Source organism: Desulfosporosinus sp. Sb-LF (genome assembly GCF_004766055.1).
Lineage (GTDB): Bacteria > Bacillota > Desulfitobacteriia > Desulfitobacteriales > Desulfitobacteriaceae > Desulfosporosinus.
Genome location: NZ_SPQR01000005.1, coordinates 335,099 through 349,828 on the forward strand (window position 1 = coordinate 335,099; position 14,730 = coordinate 349,828).

General features: G+C 42.7%; 15 protein-coding genes and 1 rRNA gene. 3 read left to right on the forward strand and 13 right to left on the reverse strand.

Going from position 1 to position 14,730, the window contains the following annotated elements; translation table 11 throughout:
- Positions 1–7: 7 nt before the first annotated feature.
- Positions 8–307 (forward strand): EAL domain-containing protein, encoded by a 300-nt coding sequence (locus E4K68_RS09830; RefSeq protein WP_135378741.1) that lies wholly within the window; start codon positions 8–10, stop codon positions 305–307.
- A gap of 79 nt (positions 308–386) precedes the next feature.
- Entirely contained in the window at positions 387–2,120 is a 1,734-nt protein-coding gene (locus E4K68_RS09835) for a methyl-accepting chemotaxis protein (protein WP_243450319.1), read from the forward strand.
- A 104-nt stretch (positions 2,121–2,224) separates the two neighbouring features.
- Here E4K68_RS09835 and E4K68_RS09840 read toward each other — a convergent pair whose 3' ends face one another.
- From E4K68_RS09840 to E4K68_RS09880, 9 genes are all read right to left on the reverse strand, one after another.
- Entirely contained in the window at positions 2,225–3,115 is an 891-nt protein-coding gene (locus E4K68_RS09840) for a pentapeptide repeat-containing protein (protein WP_348982852.1), read from the reverse strand.
- A 375-nt stretch (positions 3,116–3,490) separates the two neighbouring features.
- Positions 3,491–4,639, reverse strand: a complete 1,149-nt coding sequence (locus E4K68_RS09845) for an aldo/keto reductase (RefSeq protein WP_135378742.1) — start codon at positions 4,637–4,639, stop codon at positions 3,491–3,493.
- A gap of 368 nt (positions 4,640–5,007) precedes the next feature.
- Positions 5,008–5,658 carry a hypothetical protein gene (locus tag E4K68_RS09850; RefSeq protein WP_135378743.1) on the reverse strand — a complete coding sequence of 217 codons (651 nt, stop codon included), beginning with the start codon at positions 5,656–5,658 and terminating at the stop codon, positions 5,008–5,010.
- Between the two features lie 18 nt (positions 5,659–5,676).
- Entirely contained in the window at positions 5,677–5,952 is a 276-nt protein-coding gene (locus E4K68_RS09855; protein WP_206751203.1) for a hypothetical protein, read from the reverse strand.
- A gap of 51 nt (positions 5,953–6,003) precedes the next feature.
- Positions 6,004–6,513, reverse strand: a complete 510-nt coding sequence (locus E4K68_RS09860; RefSeq protein WP_135378745.1) for a hypothetical protein — start codon at positions 6,511–6,513, stop codon at positions 6,004–6,006.
- 12 nt (positions 6,514–6,525) lie between these two features.
- Positions 6,526–6,852 carry a hypothetical protein gene (locus E4K68_RS09865; protein ID WP_135378746.1) on the reverse strand — a complete coding sequence of 109 codons (327 nt, stop codon included), beginning with the start codon at positions 6,850–6,852 and terminating at the stop codon, positions 6,526–6,528.
- A gap of 110 nt (positions 6,853–6,962) precedes the next feature.
- Positions 6,963–8,378 carry a HAMP domain-containing sensor histidine kinase gene (locus E4K68_RS09870; protein WP_135378747.1) on the reverse strand — a complete coding sequence of 472 codons (1,416 nt, stop codon included), beginning with the start codon at positions 8,376–8,378 and terminating at the stop codon, positions 6,963–6,965.
- Entirely contained in the window at positions 8,375–9,061 is a 687-nt protein-coding gene (locus tag E4K68_RS09875; RefSeq protein WP_135378748.1) for a response regulator transcription factor, read from the reverse strand. The genes E4K68_RS09870 and E4K68_RS09875 overlap by 4 nt, the downstream gene beginning before the upstream one ends.
- A 246-nt stretch (positions 9,062–9,307) precedes the next feature.
- Positions 9,308–9,847, reverse strand: coding sequence for a DUF1697 domain-containing protein (locus E4K68_RS09880; protein ID WP_135378749.1), 540 nt, complete (start codon positions 9,845–9,847; stop codon positions 9,308–9,310).
- Positions 9,848–9,940: 93 nt separating this feature from the next.
- Here E4K68_RS09880 and E4K68_RS09885 point away from each other — a divergent pair, with 93 nt between their 5' ends.
- Positions 9,941–11,527, forward strand: coding sequence for an amidohydrolase family protein (locus E4K68_RS09885; protein ID WP_135378750.1), 1,587 nt, complete (start codon positions 9,941–9,943; stop codon positions 11,525–11,527).
- 113 nt (positions 11,528–11,640) lie between these two features.
- On the opposite strand, the gene ilvD is transcribed toward E4K68_RS09885, so the two are convergent.
- From ilvD to rrf, 4 genes are all read right to left on the reverse strand, one after another.
- The gene (gene ilvD / locus E4K68_RS09890) at positions 11,641–13,296 is read right to left on the reverse strand and encodes a dihydroxy-acid dehydratase (RefSeq protein ID WP_135378751.1); all 1,656 of its coding nucleotides are present in this window, start codon (positions 13,294–13,296) and stop codon (positions 11,641–11,643) included.
- Positions 13,297–13,426: 130 nt separating this feature from the next.
- On the reverse strand, positions 13,427–14,113 hold the full coding sequence (locus E4K68_RS09895) for a FadR/GntR family transcriptional regulator (RefSeq protein WP_135378752.1): 687 nt from the start codon (positions 14,111–14,113) through the stop codon (positions 13,427–13,429).
- A gap of 213 nt (positions 14,114–14,326) precedes the next feature.
- Positions 14,327–14,605, reverse strand: a complete 279-nt coding sequence (locus E4K68_RS09900) for a hypothetical protein (RefSeq protein ID WP_135378753.1) — start codon at positions 14,603–14,605, stop codon at positions 14,327–14,329.
- A gap of 40 nt (positions 14,606–14,645) precedes the next feature.
- Positions 14,646–14,730 (reverse strand): 5S ribosomal RNA (rrf, locus tag E4K68_RS09905); the annotation flags it as partial.

Here is a 14,730-nt window from a genome sequence, read left to right on the forward strand (position 1 = left end):
GCGAAACATGGATAAAACGAATAAAACTGTTGGATTTAAATTCGCCCTAGACGATTTTGGCGTAGGGTTTTCTTCGTTCTCTTACTTAAGTGATCTACCGGTAGATTACCTAAAAATCGATGGTTCCTTTGTTAGAAACTTGGACAAAGATCCAACCCAAAGGGCTCTGATTCAGGCCATTATTGCGGTTGCCCACGTGTTGGGGAAACAAACGATTGCTGAATTCGTGAAAATAAGATTACTTCAAGAACTGAAGGTCGATTGTTGTCAGGGCTACTATATTGGCAAGCCAAAGTTCTTAGAATAAACGTTGGTACGATCTGTCGACCGTCGTATCTGAGGTTGTCGTTCAGTTAGATATAGAATGTGATGAGGAGCTGAAGGTTTTGAGATTGACTGTAAGAAAAAAACTAACGTTTGGATTCGGCATTGTTCTCCTACTCTTGGTAATAGTCGCAGGTGGAAACATGAATATGCAAAAGAAGATTTCGGGCATGACAACGACCAGTGTTCAGATAATGGGTAATAAAGCATTGGCGGAGAACATTAAATACTCAATTGCGAATACCAACGCTACAGGAGCTTACTATTTGCAATCCAAAACTCAGCAAGAGGCTGATGTTTACTTAAAAAACAAGAATCAGGCTGTCACCGAGACTACAAATTTAGTGAATGAATTAAGACAAAAGACCGAGGGGAGTAAAGGGGTAGCATTCCTTGATGCGGTGTTAAAGGACTACTCAATCTATGTTAACGATACTACCCAAGCGTATCAGGCTTTTCAGGCCAGCACTCGAGTGGATACGGACGGGAAAACGTTGGTCAAAGACGAACAAGGTGTGAAAAAAGCACAACAGCTTTATTATGCTGCAACGACGGAACCAGCCATCAACAATGCTACAAGCTATTTGGCTTGGCTTCAAGTAACGATGGAAGAGAATCAAAAACAGCTCAGCAACTTGCAGACTCAAAATGATACGATTACTACGATTCTTACCTTCATTGGCTTGGTTCTAGGAAGTCTAATCGCTTTCTTCATCTCCAAAAATATGCTGAAGTCATTGACCTTATTGAGAGAAGCTACGGCAAAAATTGCGAAAGGTAACCTTTCCGAAGAGATGATCGTGAACTCTAAGGATGAATATGGAGAAGTGGCTGAGGACTTTAACAAAATGACGCTGGATCTGCACAGGCTGGTCAAAGAAGTCGTTGACACCGCCAGTACTTTAGGAGCAACGGGCGAGGAACTCTTAGCTGTGGCAGAGGAAGCAACTTCTTCAAGTGAGCAAGTTTCCAACACTTTAGGCCAACTCGCAGCAGGTGCAACAGACCAAGCAGTGTCGGTTGGGGATACTAGTAGAATTATTGAACAGTTGTCGATCAATGCCCAACGAGTAGCAGCGAATGCCGAGAACGTTAGTCAAAGTAGTGCCAAGGCAGCACAGGCTGCTGAAGTAGGTGCCCTCCAATCAGAGCATGCCGTGCAAAAAATCGAACAGATTCGGGAAGGCGCTAGCCAATCAGCCCTAGTGATTTCTCAGTTGGGAGATCAATCCGCTCAGATCGGTCAAATCGTGGATGTGATTAAAGGGATTGCTGATCAAACAAATTTGCTTGCTTTGAACGCTGCTATTGAGGCAGCACGTGCCGGAGAACATGGTAAAGGATTTGCTGTTGTCGCTGATGAAGTTCGAAAGTTAGCGGAACAATCATCGTCGTCTGCAACCCAGATCGCAACTCTCATCGGTAATATTCAGCGAGACACTGATCGGGCTGTCGTAGGAATGGAGGGTGCCAAGGCTGAAGTGGCCGCAGGTGTCGAGGCCGTCACTCTTGCAGGACAATCGTTCCACACCATTGTCGTCGAGGTTAACACAGTCGTCGAGCAAATTCGGCAAGTCACAGCGGCTGCTCAAGAAATGGCCAATGGAACTGTCCAAGCCGTCAAATCAATCGAGAGCATTGGCGTTATTGCTGAGCAAACTGCTGCCAGCACAGAAGAGGTTTCCGCTGCATCGCAGGAACAAGCGGCTACGATGATATCGGTGAGCCACTCTGCAGACGCCCTGGCTAGGCTGGGGGAAAGCCTAACGAATGCTGTTGCCAAATTTAAGGTTTAATCAACTTCTTAAAGCATTCTCTTCATTTCTCATCGCATAAAAACATTCAAATACTTCTATGATTCTCACCCTCATTAATAAATACAATTTCAGCTAAGACTTCATTACTCATTCGCTTGATTTTTCGAAAGGCCCCAGTGCAGTGGGCGAGTGAGTGACGAGGGTAACTTTGTGCTAGTATCCCCCTTTGCTGCGTTGAGTTGGGCTTGGGTGAGAAAGATACCCTTGGTAAGGTCAGCTCCTCTGAGGTCAGCGTCACGGAAATCCGCCCCTATGAAATCAGCCCCACTCAGGTCGGTTCCTCTAAGGTCAGCAGCAATAAGATAGGCTCCTCTCAAATTAGCTCCTCTGAGGTCGTTTCTTCTGAGGTCAGCAGCAATAAGGTCGGCTCCTCGACCGAAGGTCTTCTGACGCCCCGAATAAGTCTTATACCCGCGACGAGCTTCAGCTCGCACAAGTTCACTGGTCTTTAAGAGCAGAGTATTAACATCTGCTCTATGTACTGCCACGTCTAGTTCCATGAGAGAGCCGGGGCTGAGGTGAGTGAGACATTCCGTCTCGTCGAGCATGGAGCTGAGCGCACCATGGATAGAATGGGCTGGTTGTAACGTCAGTGCTTCTGTTAGATACCAGAGTAACTCATGGAGTTGCCGCATGATTAGGAACACCTCGAACATTTGTTTTCCTGATTCCGGGACTTTCCGCCAGTCGTATCCACAGAAGCAGACTTGGGAAACCTTTTGCCCCGCGCCAAAGCAATCAAAAGCAATGCAGCCTTTAAGGCCCCGTTCACTGAGGCTTTTATGAACACAACAGCGAAAATCTGGTTGCAGGTTGAGGCAAGGCTGACCTGCGTCCTTGTCGAGTGGGAAGCCTTCCGAAGCTGAAAAGTAAAGTGCGACGCAGCACAAACCGAAACAGTTTTCGCAGCCAGCTCGCAAATTGCTGCGACTCTTATCAGAGAAAGGAACTAAATACTCGTGATTCTCGGACAATATCTGGTTCCCCTTGTTTTCATATGGATATTTCATATCCATTCACCTCACATTGGCAAAGTATAAAAAATCTCTATTGCAGATATTCTTACGTTATCTATGCTATCATTTTTTCAGGGCCATAACAGTAAGTGGCAATGGCTATTATTCCGTTCCATTCATGAAAAAAGAGCGCTATTGACTATGTAAATCCGTTGTGCAGATCTGCTTTAAGTCTTAGCGCTTGTCATTATTTTTATTGAAAGCTCATCACTTCAGTATTTGAATTAAGAATATACCTATTGTTATACAAATCATTATTACTTGTAATTTTCCATACCAACATTACCATTAGATTTTCCAATGATGAACGAATTTTACAAGATTAGAATCACTCTATACAGATTCTAAAACTGCTTTAACATTTTTTAATTCCTGAGGAATTTGGATACCTTGTGGACAATGGGTTTCACATTTACCACACTCCTCGCAATTTGAGGCTTTTTGCTGAGGAGTAAGCCACACATTATAGGCTTCCTCTTTGCCAAACATATGATGATTGTTGTACATAGCGAAACAGCTGGGGATGTTCACTCCCATAGGACATGGCATACAATACCCGCAAGCAGTGCAATTAACCTTAATTTTTTCCTTAAAAATAGCTTTAACTTGTTCAATAACATCCACGTCTTTTGCTGATAGAGAGTTCGCCTCAGCTTCATTGGCTGATTTCAAGTTTTCTGTCACTTGATCCATGGTATTCATGCCACTTAATACCACGGATACTTCAGAATGATTCCAGACCCATCTTAAGGCCCAATCAACCGGTGTTCTTTTGACATCCGCCTGTTCAAAAGCGTTCTGCACATCTTCCGGAAGATTGCCGGCAAGTTTACCCCCTCTAATGGGTTCCATAATTGAGATACCTAAACCTTTTTGAGCCGCATAGTCCAAGCCTTCTTTTCCTGCCTGAAACTTCTCGTCTAAATAATTATATTGTATCTGACAGAATGACCAATCATAATAATCGACGACTTCTTTAAACAAGTCAATTTTATCATGGAATGAAAATCCTGCATGGCCTATTCTCCCATCCTTTATGGCTTGGTCTAAGAATTCGACAATACCGATTTCTTTCAACGTAGACCACACTCGACTATTGATACTATGTACTAAATAGAAATCAATAAAGTCCGTTTCAAGCCGCTCTAACTGCTCATTTAAATATCGATCCATATCTTCTCTTGTTTTTATCAGCCAACTAGGAAGCTTGGTCGCTATTTTTACTTTTTCTCTGTATCCATTTTTCAACGCTTTCGCTACAAAAAGTTCACTCTGCCCACCTTTTTCCATACCTTTACCGTGATAAGGATAAGCTGTGTCTATATAGTTTACCCCTTCATCAATTGCATGATGAACTAATTTCATGGCTAGCTCTTCATCGATTTTGGTAGAATCTCCTCCTGGAAGAATAGGGAGCCTCATACACCCGAATCCTAAACTTGAGACCATCTCATTTGTCTTTCCAAACCTTCTATATAACATGATAATCCTCCATCTATGGTTTATTCTAGTTTGTTTCGCGAAGTCTCTACAGATAGACTGATAGTATTATACTATTCAAAGACGATCTTGCAAAATGATACTGACCTTCGCCCGTATCCATACACCCCAGTTGCCTAAGAAAACGTGGCACCTTGCCTAAATCTGATAAGGCTCCACGATATCGTCAGCGATCTCTGCCGCGTGGCCAAAGTGGTTAGTATAGATTGTAAATAACAAACAGAAGATTTAGATGATGGAACGTTAAACGAAGTAAATGCCGGGAAGTTATTAACGAAGTATAGTGGGGAATTATAAAATAACAAAGAAATTACCCCGCAGCAGATGAGGTATACGGGGTAATTTGGAAATTACTGTACAGTCGTTGCTGTGCCTGGAGTTGAAGCTGGAACAGTCGTGGTGGATTGAGTTGTTGAAGGGGACGTTGATGGGGGAGCTGCGGGTGTCTTTAGATCTTGGTCAACTTTCTGCAGGTCTGCTAATACTTTTTGCATAGCGGGAATTTTAGTTTGGATGTCAGTTTGGAGCTTCTGTAAATCAGTTTGTATTCCCTGGACGTTTTTGGTTTGGTGATCACTATGATATTGCTGCCAATCCGTTAAACATATCTTGGCAATAGTCTCCACACCTGCAATGTCGTCTTGCAAAGGAATCATATCGTTGAGAGCGGCCAAAAGAGCGGTATAGTTCTTTGCCTGTCGGTCAGCCTTTAGCTGTTGCCGGACCTGGTCTCTTGTGGTATGAATCTGCGCGCGAATTTGTACCTCTTGTTTTTGAAGATCGCGAACAGGTCCCATATATTGCTGGAACTGCTCTTGATTTTGGAGCTTAGTGATTTCATTTTGAAGTCGTTCTTTGGCTTTCGTTGTTTTGTCCGTGGGGGACTGACTAGTCGGTGCCTGGGTTGCATTTGTAGTTGACGAATTGTCATCAGCAAGTACAGGGACCGTTAATGTAAGGAGTAACGTAAACGTTGTTGCGACTGCAATCAATTTTTTCATGGGATACCCTCCTACAAATTAAAGATTTCCTAAGCTTTTGTCGAGAGAATCTAACGCTTTGTCCAACAATTGAAGATGCTGGTCAATCTTTTGGTCGACTTCAGCCTGGCCTTGAGTTGTTTTAGTGTTTATACTTTGAACTTGGGCTTGTTGTTGTGCAATGCTTCCACTTGAAGATGAGCCACTTTGTTGATTTGAGGACTGATCCACCGGCGAATTTACAGGTTGGCTCGACTTTGAAACATTACTTTTGGCTCCACATCCCGAAAGGACAACTACGAGTAAAACGGTCATTACCGCAACCATTATTCTCTGGATAATCCTCACCCCCTCTTGAATTTCCGTTTATAAGGTAGCCGCTTTATTTAAATCGCTAATGCTCCTTTGCAGGTCTTCAAGTCTTTTATTCTGCACGGCAATAATACTGTTCAAGGAATTTATGACTTCGTCGTAATTCTTCTCCATCCTGGCCGTTTTTAAATCATATGTTTCCTTCTGAATTTCACCTATGGTGCCGGCCAAGGATTGTTTGTCTTGTGTGATAATGTCTAATGACTCCTTTAAAGATTTGATCTGTACAGAAGTCAGGTTATCCTTGCCTTTGACAAGTCCCTTCATGTGGCTCTTGGCCTCCTTATAGGCATCGCTTGCGTCCTTTTTCATGCTGAGGATTTCAGTGCGATTCGTGCGCACTTTTTCCTGTAAATGGGCAATCTCTGCAAGTTTTGCTCTATGATCGGCCGTAGCCAATGTGATGCTACTTTTGACAATAGGAAGTGTCGATCCTTGAGCGAATGCAATATTTCCAGTAAGTAATATTGCGGATAATAAAACTGCGGAAACAATTTTTCTCATATTATCTGCTCCTTACTTTTGATTCAGTTCAAGGTCGGCATCTTGAGCATCTTCAAGGTTATTTATGTTACTGAAAAGGGAATCTAATTCCTTGTTAACTTGGTTGAGTAGTTCTTCCTTATCACTACTGGACATAATATTTTCTGATTTGGCAACGATTTCTGCACCGGTTTTTGTCGACGAATCTTTAGCATTTGACGGCTGACCGGTAGCATTTCCGGCTTGCTGAGTAGTTTTTGTGCTTGGTTGATTAGATTTTGGTGCTATCGTTCCATTTCCGCATCCTGCAAGTAGCAGGGCTAAACTCATAATTGCTGTAAGAACAATTATCTTACGCATTGAATCCTCCTTTCATTTTGTTTACAGCAAGCCTATTTCGAATGCCTTGACTTGATTATAAAAGCTATCTGTAAAACAAAACTACCTTTATTGTGAACGGAATGTAAACATTATTGGGGAAGTTCGAAAATGATTTCAGTACCTGTCCCCAATTTACTGGTAACCCCTATTTCCCCCCCATGAAGTTCAATGAGACTTTTGGTTATATTTAACCCAAGGCCTGTCCCTCCGGGTAACGAACGGGATTTATCGACCCGATAAAATTTCTCGAAGATCAAGGGCAGCTCTTCGACAGAAATTCCTATCCCTGTATCTCTAATCCTAAATTCCGTTACGGAATGCTTAGGTCTTGACGTGACATTAATGCATATTTCTCCGCCCTGTCCAGTATATTTGACAGCATTATCGATAATATTGATCAGTATTTGTCTCAGCTTGTCACCGTCAGCATATACCATGAGAGTGTTATCACACTTCACAGAAATACTAATAGATTTTTCCTCCATTATAGTTCTCGTACTGTTTAATACAAAGTTAAGTATATCCTTAACTTTGAGTTTTTCTTTGAGTAACTTTAGGTTGCCCGACTGAATTTGGGCCAAATGAAGGATATCATTTGTCAGCCGGGTCAGGCGTATAGTTTCTTCTTTGATGATCGTTAGATACTTGTTGTAGTCTTCGGGTTTAACAAGACCGTCCATCATTCCACTAACAAAACCATGAATGGAGGTTAAAGGAGTTCTCATATCGTGGGAAACACTGGCGATGAACTCACTGCGCATCTTTTCGGTACTGTCCAACTGTTGTTTCATGGAGTTGAAAGATTTAGCGAGTTTTCCTATCTCGTCTGCACTATTAACAACCACTAAGTCATCAGAGCGTTCACCCGAGGCCAACCTGTCTGCGGCAATTTCCATTTGTTTGATAGGTTTAGATATCCTCAGAGAATTGAAATAGATGACGATAGCACTTAAAATAATCAGAACTAAGGCCATAATCCATATAAACAAGTTCAGTTTGGCTATGTTGCTACTAATCTGACTGATCGGTGAAACTAGAAGAATGGCTCCTGAAATACCGGAATTTGTTTTCCAGGGGATTCCAGAGAAGACTACATACATATCCAGCTTTTGTGAATATTGCTTTTTCCGGAAAACATTCTCGCCGCTCAAGATCTTTTGTAAATCACCGAATAAATTGCTTTCTTCAAGATCTCCACCTAATTGTAAACTTTTGGGATTTTCAATTGCTTTTTTATCAATTCTTATAACATAGATCGACGAATCAGAAATATAACCCAAGGAATCAAGCGATGTATTAAGTTCAGTTTGAGATATCTCGTTTCTTTCCCGCTTGTTAACCAGTTCAGTTACGTAGTACCCGGTTTTCTCTAGTTCCTTCTGCTTTTGTTCAAAAACATACCCACTGTAAGTCATACTGATGAAAAGTGATAGAACTGCAATAGCTGACATGATAATTAACAGATAAGTCACAAGAAGTTTTACAAAGATACTTTTAAACATCATCTTACCTCAAGTTTGTATCCTACACCCCGGAGTGTTTTTATACTCCATGATGTGCTGCGCTCGCCTAGTTTTTCCCGTAGTCTTTTAATATGGACATCTACAGTACGGGTATCCACCATAAAATCGTAGTTCCAAACCTTATCCAGTAACTGCTCCCTAGAAAAAACAATATTCTTGTTGTTCAAAAGAAAATGAAGGAGTTGAACCTCTCTAGGCTTTAAGTCAATAAGGCTATCTCCCTGCCATACTTCATATTTGGATATGTCTACAATAAGATCTTCTGTTTTAAGAAGGCCATCCTCTCTAATGGGTTTTACCTGCTTCTCCTTCAATCGGGCTTTAATCCGGGCTATGACCTCTTTAGGCTCAAAGGGCTTAACGATGTAGTCATCTGCCCCTATGTCAAAACCTTGTATCTTATCTTCCAGCATATCCCGTGCCGTCAGCATAATGATGGGTATTGAGCTTGTACTTCTTACAATCTTACACACTTCCCACCCATTAATGATCGGTAACATGATATCAAGCAAAATAAGATCAATTTTTTGCTCTTTTAGTAGATTAAGTGCCGTGCTACCATCATGGCTAAAAAACCGTGAAAATCCGGCATTAGAAAGGTAAAGATCCAGAAGTTCACAAATATTTTTATCATCATCGACTACTAATATGGTTTTGCCCTTCAAGGCATTTCACCTCCGCGTGTATTTTTTATTAAGTAGTCACTGTCACAAGTATCTCTCTGGGTAGACCCTCTCTCCAGTTATCATTTCTCTAACCTTAGTTCTAACTGATGAGCCGTATGAAGTCAAACTAATTCGAAACACATACCTAAACAATACAATAAACCACGACGAAGGCTAGAGTCAGGGGCAGAACCAAGACCAGAGTCATTGCTTCGAACTAAAGGAAATGAGCATAGTTAAAAGAATCTACTTCTCAGTGAGGGCGTAAAGTTTCATCACGGTCGCCCAATTGCGGGTGGTTACGCCGTCTCCTAATACGCGGCCAACGGCTTCAGGCAATTGGCTCGCTAATATCCCGTCAGGGCACCAAAGGTATGCAACGCGAACCCCAATAGCCAGAACCTCTGATCCCCACTCCTGCTCAGCCAAGGGCTCAAGCCGTGTTCGTTCCGCTGGGTTTCGAAGAACTGCGACTAACAATCGTGAAGGATTGTCAGCCACCCCAGCCAAGGGGTTATCGTTCACGATAGTGGCGATCTCTGCTGCTGTCAGAACTATTACCCGTGCTGAGATACCGATTCGGTTAATAAGAGCCTCTTCTATGCGAGCAGCTACGCTAACTGCCTCCGTGTCCAGTGAGGCAAAGATGACGTTGCCACTATTAAGAAGAGTACGTACGTTCCGATAACCAATATCCTCGAACAAGGCACACAGATCCGCCATCGCTACGCGCTTAGCGCGCCCGACATTGATCCCGCGTACTAACGCTACCAACTTTTCTACCATAACAAATCCTCCTACTGAAATTCTTCAAAACCCTCTCATGGACGCGATCTGACAAATCCGATACAATGAATCAAAAATGAGGTGGCGAAATTCATGAAGTGCGATCTTTTGATCAAGAGTGGTTTCATTATTGATGGTACGGGAAACCCCGGATTCTATGGCGATTTGGCAATAGGTGAAGGGAAGATCATAGAAATTGCCGCCAACCTTGAATATAACGCCGAGAGAGTGATCGATGCCTCGGGACTAACCGTAAGTCCGGGTTTTATTGACCCGCATGTTCATGCCGAACTTACCGTGCTAACGAGTGGTAAGTTTGAAGAATTTCTCCGCCAAGGGGTTACCACGATGGTTAATGGAAACTGTGGACATTCTATCACCCCCTATTCTTCCGATAACATCTATGATTATATGGCGCATAAGGGGCTTATCTCCTTCGAGGCCAAAGAACGCAATAAGCGGATCGTACCCGCTTGGGCTAATTTTTCGGGTTATATTGACGTTATCAAAAACAAAGGTACCAGCGTAAACATGGGATTCCTCTTAGGGCATGGCACGTTAAGATGGAGTGTTATGGGAGAGGCCAAAAATAGAGAGCCCACTGCGAAAGAAGAAAAGGAACTAAACTACCTGATTGAAGAAGGCATGGAACAAGGGGCATTAGGGATCTCCACGGGTTTAGCCTATGCCCCAAGCAAATATGCCGATACCGATGAACTCATTAAACTATCCAAGATCTCAAAAAAACATGACGGCATCTATACATCTCATATCAGAACCCATATTGGCATTCTAGATGCCGTTAAGGAAGCTATACGCATCGGCGAAGCGACAGGCATAAGAGTTCAAGTGTCCCATCTAACGCCGACAGTTCCCGAAGCATTTGATCAAATACTCGCTGCCCGCGAAAGAGGCGTAGAAATTGCTGTCGATACGATCCCCAAGACCAGTGGGCATTTTAAGAGAAAGGATAGACTGCTAGAGTTTATAGGCATCAATGCTTCACAAGACCCCTTCTTAACCCCTGAGGAGAAACGGAAAATCTTGAAGAAAATCAGATTTAGAGACCACCTTCTGGTGATTAATACAGATGATCCTCAAATGGAAAATCGAACCTTAAAAGAAATTGCTTGTGAAAGAAATATGAAGGTCGATGAGCTATTCCTTAATCTATTAGAAAATGACAGTCCTAACCTAACCTTCTGTCAGGGTGGACTCATTCGACGGGATTTCCCCGGGACCTCTTATGCGGATAATATCGCCCATAATCCACTCGTCATGGCTGGATCGGATAAAGTATTTGGTGAAATAGACGACCCTTATGACTGGTATGAGTTATTTAGAAAAGGTGCCTTTCCCTTATTTTTTGACTTATGCAAGCAAAAAGGTGTGAGATTAGAAGAGATTATCAGACGGATCACGTCTCTACCAGCACAGCAGTTTAGATTAACTGACCGTGGTACGCTCGCCAAGGGAAAAGCAGCGGATATAGCCATTATTAATATGGATCACTATTATTATCCCTCAAATGAGAAAATTGATTATAAAAGTCCTTTAACTATGGCCAGAGGAGTTAAGTATACGATTGTGAATGGCAATGTTGCTTTAGATGATGGGACATTAAAAGACGTAAATTCAGGACAGCTATTATCGAAGTATGGTAGGAAATTGCCCCTTTAATCTCTTCAAATAAGCATAACTAAGGCCAATGTAATTTTAATCAGACAGCCGCTCTCTAAAAAGGAACCAGCAAGCCGCCTTATGCGATTTGCTGGTTCCTTTTGCGTTATTGTTTATTGAATCTCTAAAATAGCGCCTCTGTTTCCCGATGTGACCAAGGCAGCATATCGAGCAAGGTATCCTGTTGTAATTCTAGGCTTTCTTGGTTTCCAGTCTGCTCTACGTTTTTCCAGTTCAGTATCATTTATGACAAAGTTGATTTCATTAGCCATAATATCAATCTGGATGACATCTCCATCCTCTATTAAAGCGATGTTCCCCCCCACTGCTGCTTCAGGAGAAACATGACCGATTGCGGCGCCTCTAGTTGCACCACTGAATCGCCCATCGGTAATCAGTGCAACGCTTTCCCCAAGTCCTTGTCCCATAATGGCTGAGGTGGGATTTAACATTTCCCTCATGCCTGGCCCACCCTTCGGCCCCTCATAGCGAATTACAACAACATCCCCGGCGATGATTTTGCCAGAATAAATGGCCTGCATGGCATCTTCTTCACAGTCAAATACTTTTGCAGGGCCTTCGTGTTTGAGCATTTCCGGTGCAACGGCAGAACGCTTCACAACACAGGAATCAGGAGCTAGATTTCCTTTTAATACTGCAATTCCGCCTGTTTTGCTGTAAGGGTTTTCGACAGGCCTGATTACATCCGTATCTTTATTAATGCAGCCTGCAATATTCTCCCCAACAGTTTTGCCCGTGCAGGTTATTAAATCGGTTTTGAGTAAACCTAATTTACTGACTTCATTCATCACCGCGTAGATGCCGCCCGCTTCATTAAGATCTTCAATGTAGGTATGTCCGGTAGGCGCAAGATGGCAGAGATTCGGCGTTTTATCACTAACTTCATTTGCGATATCAAGATTTAATTCAATACAACATTCATGGGCAATTGCAGGAAGATGTAGCATACTGTTGGTACTGCAACCCAAGGCCATATCTAACGTTAAAGCATTTTTAAAGGCATCTTCAGTCATAATATCTCTCGGCCGGATATTCCTTTTCAGTAGATCCATAATTTGCATACCTGCATGCTTTGCAAGCTGAATCCGTTCTGAATAAACCGCCGGGATCGTACCATTGCCTTGTAACCCCATCCCTAGCACCTCGGTCAGACAATTCATGCTGTTGGCTGTATACATTCCTGAACAGGATCCGCAGGTTGGACAAGCTTTGTTTTCAAATTCCAGTAATTTCTCCTGAGTAATTTTCCCTGCCTGAAATTCGCTGACCGCTTCACACACACTGGAAAAGCTCGTTTTCTGTCCATCCACTTTACCTGCAAGCATCGGCCCGCCACTCACAAATATTGTAGGTATATTCAATCGCGCTGCGGCCATTAACAACCCTGGAACGTTTTTATCACAGTTCGGAACCATCACCAGAGCGTCAAAGGCATGAGCCAAGGCCATGGATTCTGTAGAGTCGGCAATCAATTCTCTTGTGACAAGAGAATACTTCATTCCCTGATGTCCCATTGCAAGACCGTCGCATACTGCAATCGCGGGGAAGACAAGCGGAGTTCCTCCGGCCATGGCTACACCCAACTTTACCGCATCGACTATTTTATCCAGATTCATATGTCCAGGAACGATATCGTTTTTAGAACTAACGATGCCGATTAAGGGCCTATCCATTTCCTCATTTGTCAATCCCAGCGCATGAAACAAGGCGCGCTGCGGTACACTTTTCGTTACTGCATCACTATTCATACTAACACCTCTCTAATTTAGTTGTATGATCACATTATACATTGTATGATGTCCAATTTCTACAGTAAAATTATACTTTAATTTAAAAAGGCTGCCTTCATTTACAAAAACAGCCCGAGTACTTCAGTGTTTATTCTTCTGTAATTCCAAAGCCTCTCATTGCGTGAATGATATGCAGCTTCATAGCGGTTCGCGCCCCTTCAGCATCTCTTTTTGATAAAAACTCCATTATCATCCGATGGTCATTCAAGGTATTCTGCACCATTTCTTCATTTGCATCGGATAAAAGGACTCCTTTATCAATGGCCTGATAAAGGATAGGCATCAGCCGATTCATAAACTCGTTATGAGTTGCCTTCGCGATTGATTTGTGAAATGCCTGTTCAACCTCTGTTCGATCTTCCTTTTTTAAAATCAGTTCCTCTTCTAATTTACCATAGTACAGAATACGCTCAAGTTCCTTATCAGTAGCTCGTTTTGCACCATAATAGGCTGATTGTGGCTCAAAAATCAAACGCATTTCATACAAATCTTTCACGTCTAGTTGAAACGTTGTAAGCTCTTTTAAGCCAAACTCTCCGTTTAACTCCTGGTTACTCTTTACATAAGTTCCTTTTCCACGTTGAATTTGCAAAACGTTATGAGCGACTAAAATACGAATAGCTTCTCTTAGTGTAGTACGGCTGACTTGCAAATTGGCCGAAAGCTCGTTTTCATTGGGGAGCTTATCTCCCATTATGAACTTCTTATCTATAGTGATCATTGCAAGAATATCATCTGCCACATTTTCAGCCAGACTTCTTCCTTTTCTTGCCACGAGCGTTCCCCCCTTTAAACAAATATGATATCATTATACTGTTTAAGACATCACTCTTCAAGTAAGATGTCTGATGTCTGAAGGTTTTGCATTCAATAGATAAATCCCGTTTACTTAAGCATTATGATTACACCGGTGAAGAGGATTAAAGTAATTACGAAGAAGATTGGCTCATCTAATATATAGTCCCAAAGGATAACAGACAATGTCGTTTTAAAATATTTGTAAGGATAGTCCTTTTGCTGGTTTACCTGGCGATGACCTACGTTCCCAGGGGCCCGCGCCCCAAGTATTCTTGGCCCTGAAACGAAAGGCGAATGAGCCTTTCGCCACACGGCAACCCATAACGAAAACTCCAACCGTGTGACGAAAGTCGGATGAGACTTTCGCCACATTGCGGCTTGTAACGCATTCTCCAGCAATGTGGACCCGAACGGGTGGAACCCCGAGCCCATAGACGTTTAAATGCTTAAAAATCGTTCGTTCTAACACAAAAAGACTACCTCGTTAGAGATAGTCTTTTTGCTGGTTTACCTGGCGATGACCTACGTTCCCAGGGGCCTGCGCCCCAAGTATTCTTGGCCCTGAAGGTCTTAACTTCCGTGTTCGGTATGGGA

Bases quoted from the DNA above. Each gene is read 5' to 3' on its own strand.
- E4K68_RS09830 (WP_135378741.1), top strand. From the start codon at position 8: ATGGATAAAACGAATAAAACTGTTGGATTTAAATTCGCCCTAGACGAT.
- E4K68_RS09845 (WP_135378742.1), bottom strand. From the start codon at position 4,639: ATGTTATATAGAAGGTTTGGAAAGACAAATGAGATGGTCTCAAGTTTA.
- E4K68_RS09850 (WP_135378743.1), bottom strand. From the start codon at position 5,658: ATGAAAAAATTGATTGCAGTCGCAACAACGTTTACGTTACTCCTTACA.
- E4K68_RS09855 (WP_206751203.1), bottom strand. From the start codon at position 5,952: ATGACCGTTTTACTCGTAGTTGTCCTTTCGGGATGTGGAGCCAAAAGT.
- E4K68_RS09860 (WP_135378745.1), bottom strand. From the start codon at position 6,513: ATGAGAAAAATTGTTTCCGCAGTTTTATTATCCGCAATATTACTTACT.
- E4K68_RS09865 (WP_135378746.1), bottom strand. From the start codon at position 6,852: ATGCGTAAGATAATTGTTCTTACAGCAATTATGAGTTTAGCCCTGCTA.
- E4K68_RS09870 (WP_135378747.1), bottom strand. From the start codon at position 8,378: ATGATGTTTAAAAGTATCTTTGTAAAACTTCTTGTGACTTATCTGTTA.
- E4K68_RS09880 (WP_135378749.1), bottom strand. From the start codon at position 9,847: ATGGTAGAAAAGTTGGTAGCGTTAGTACGCGGGATCAATGTCGGGCGC.
- E4K68_RS09885 (WP_135378750.1), top strand. From the start codon at position 9,941: ATGAAGTGCGATCTTTTGATCAAGAGTGGTTTCATTATTGATGGTACG.
- ilvD (WP_135378751.1), bottom strand. From the start codon at position 13,296: ATGAATAGTGATGCAGTAACGAAAAGTGTACCGCAGCGCGCCTTGTTT.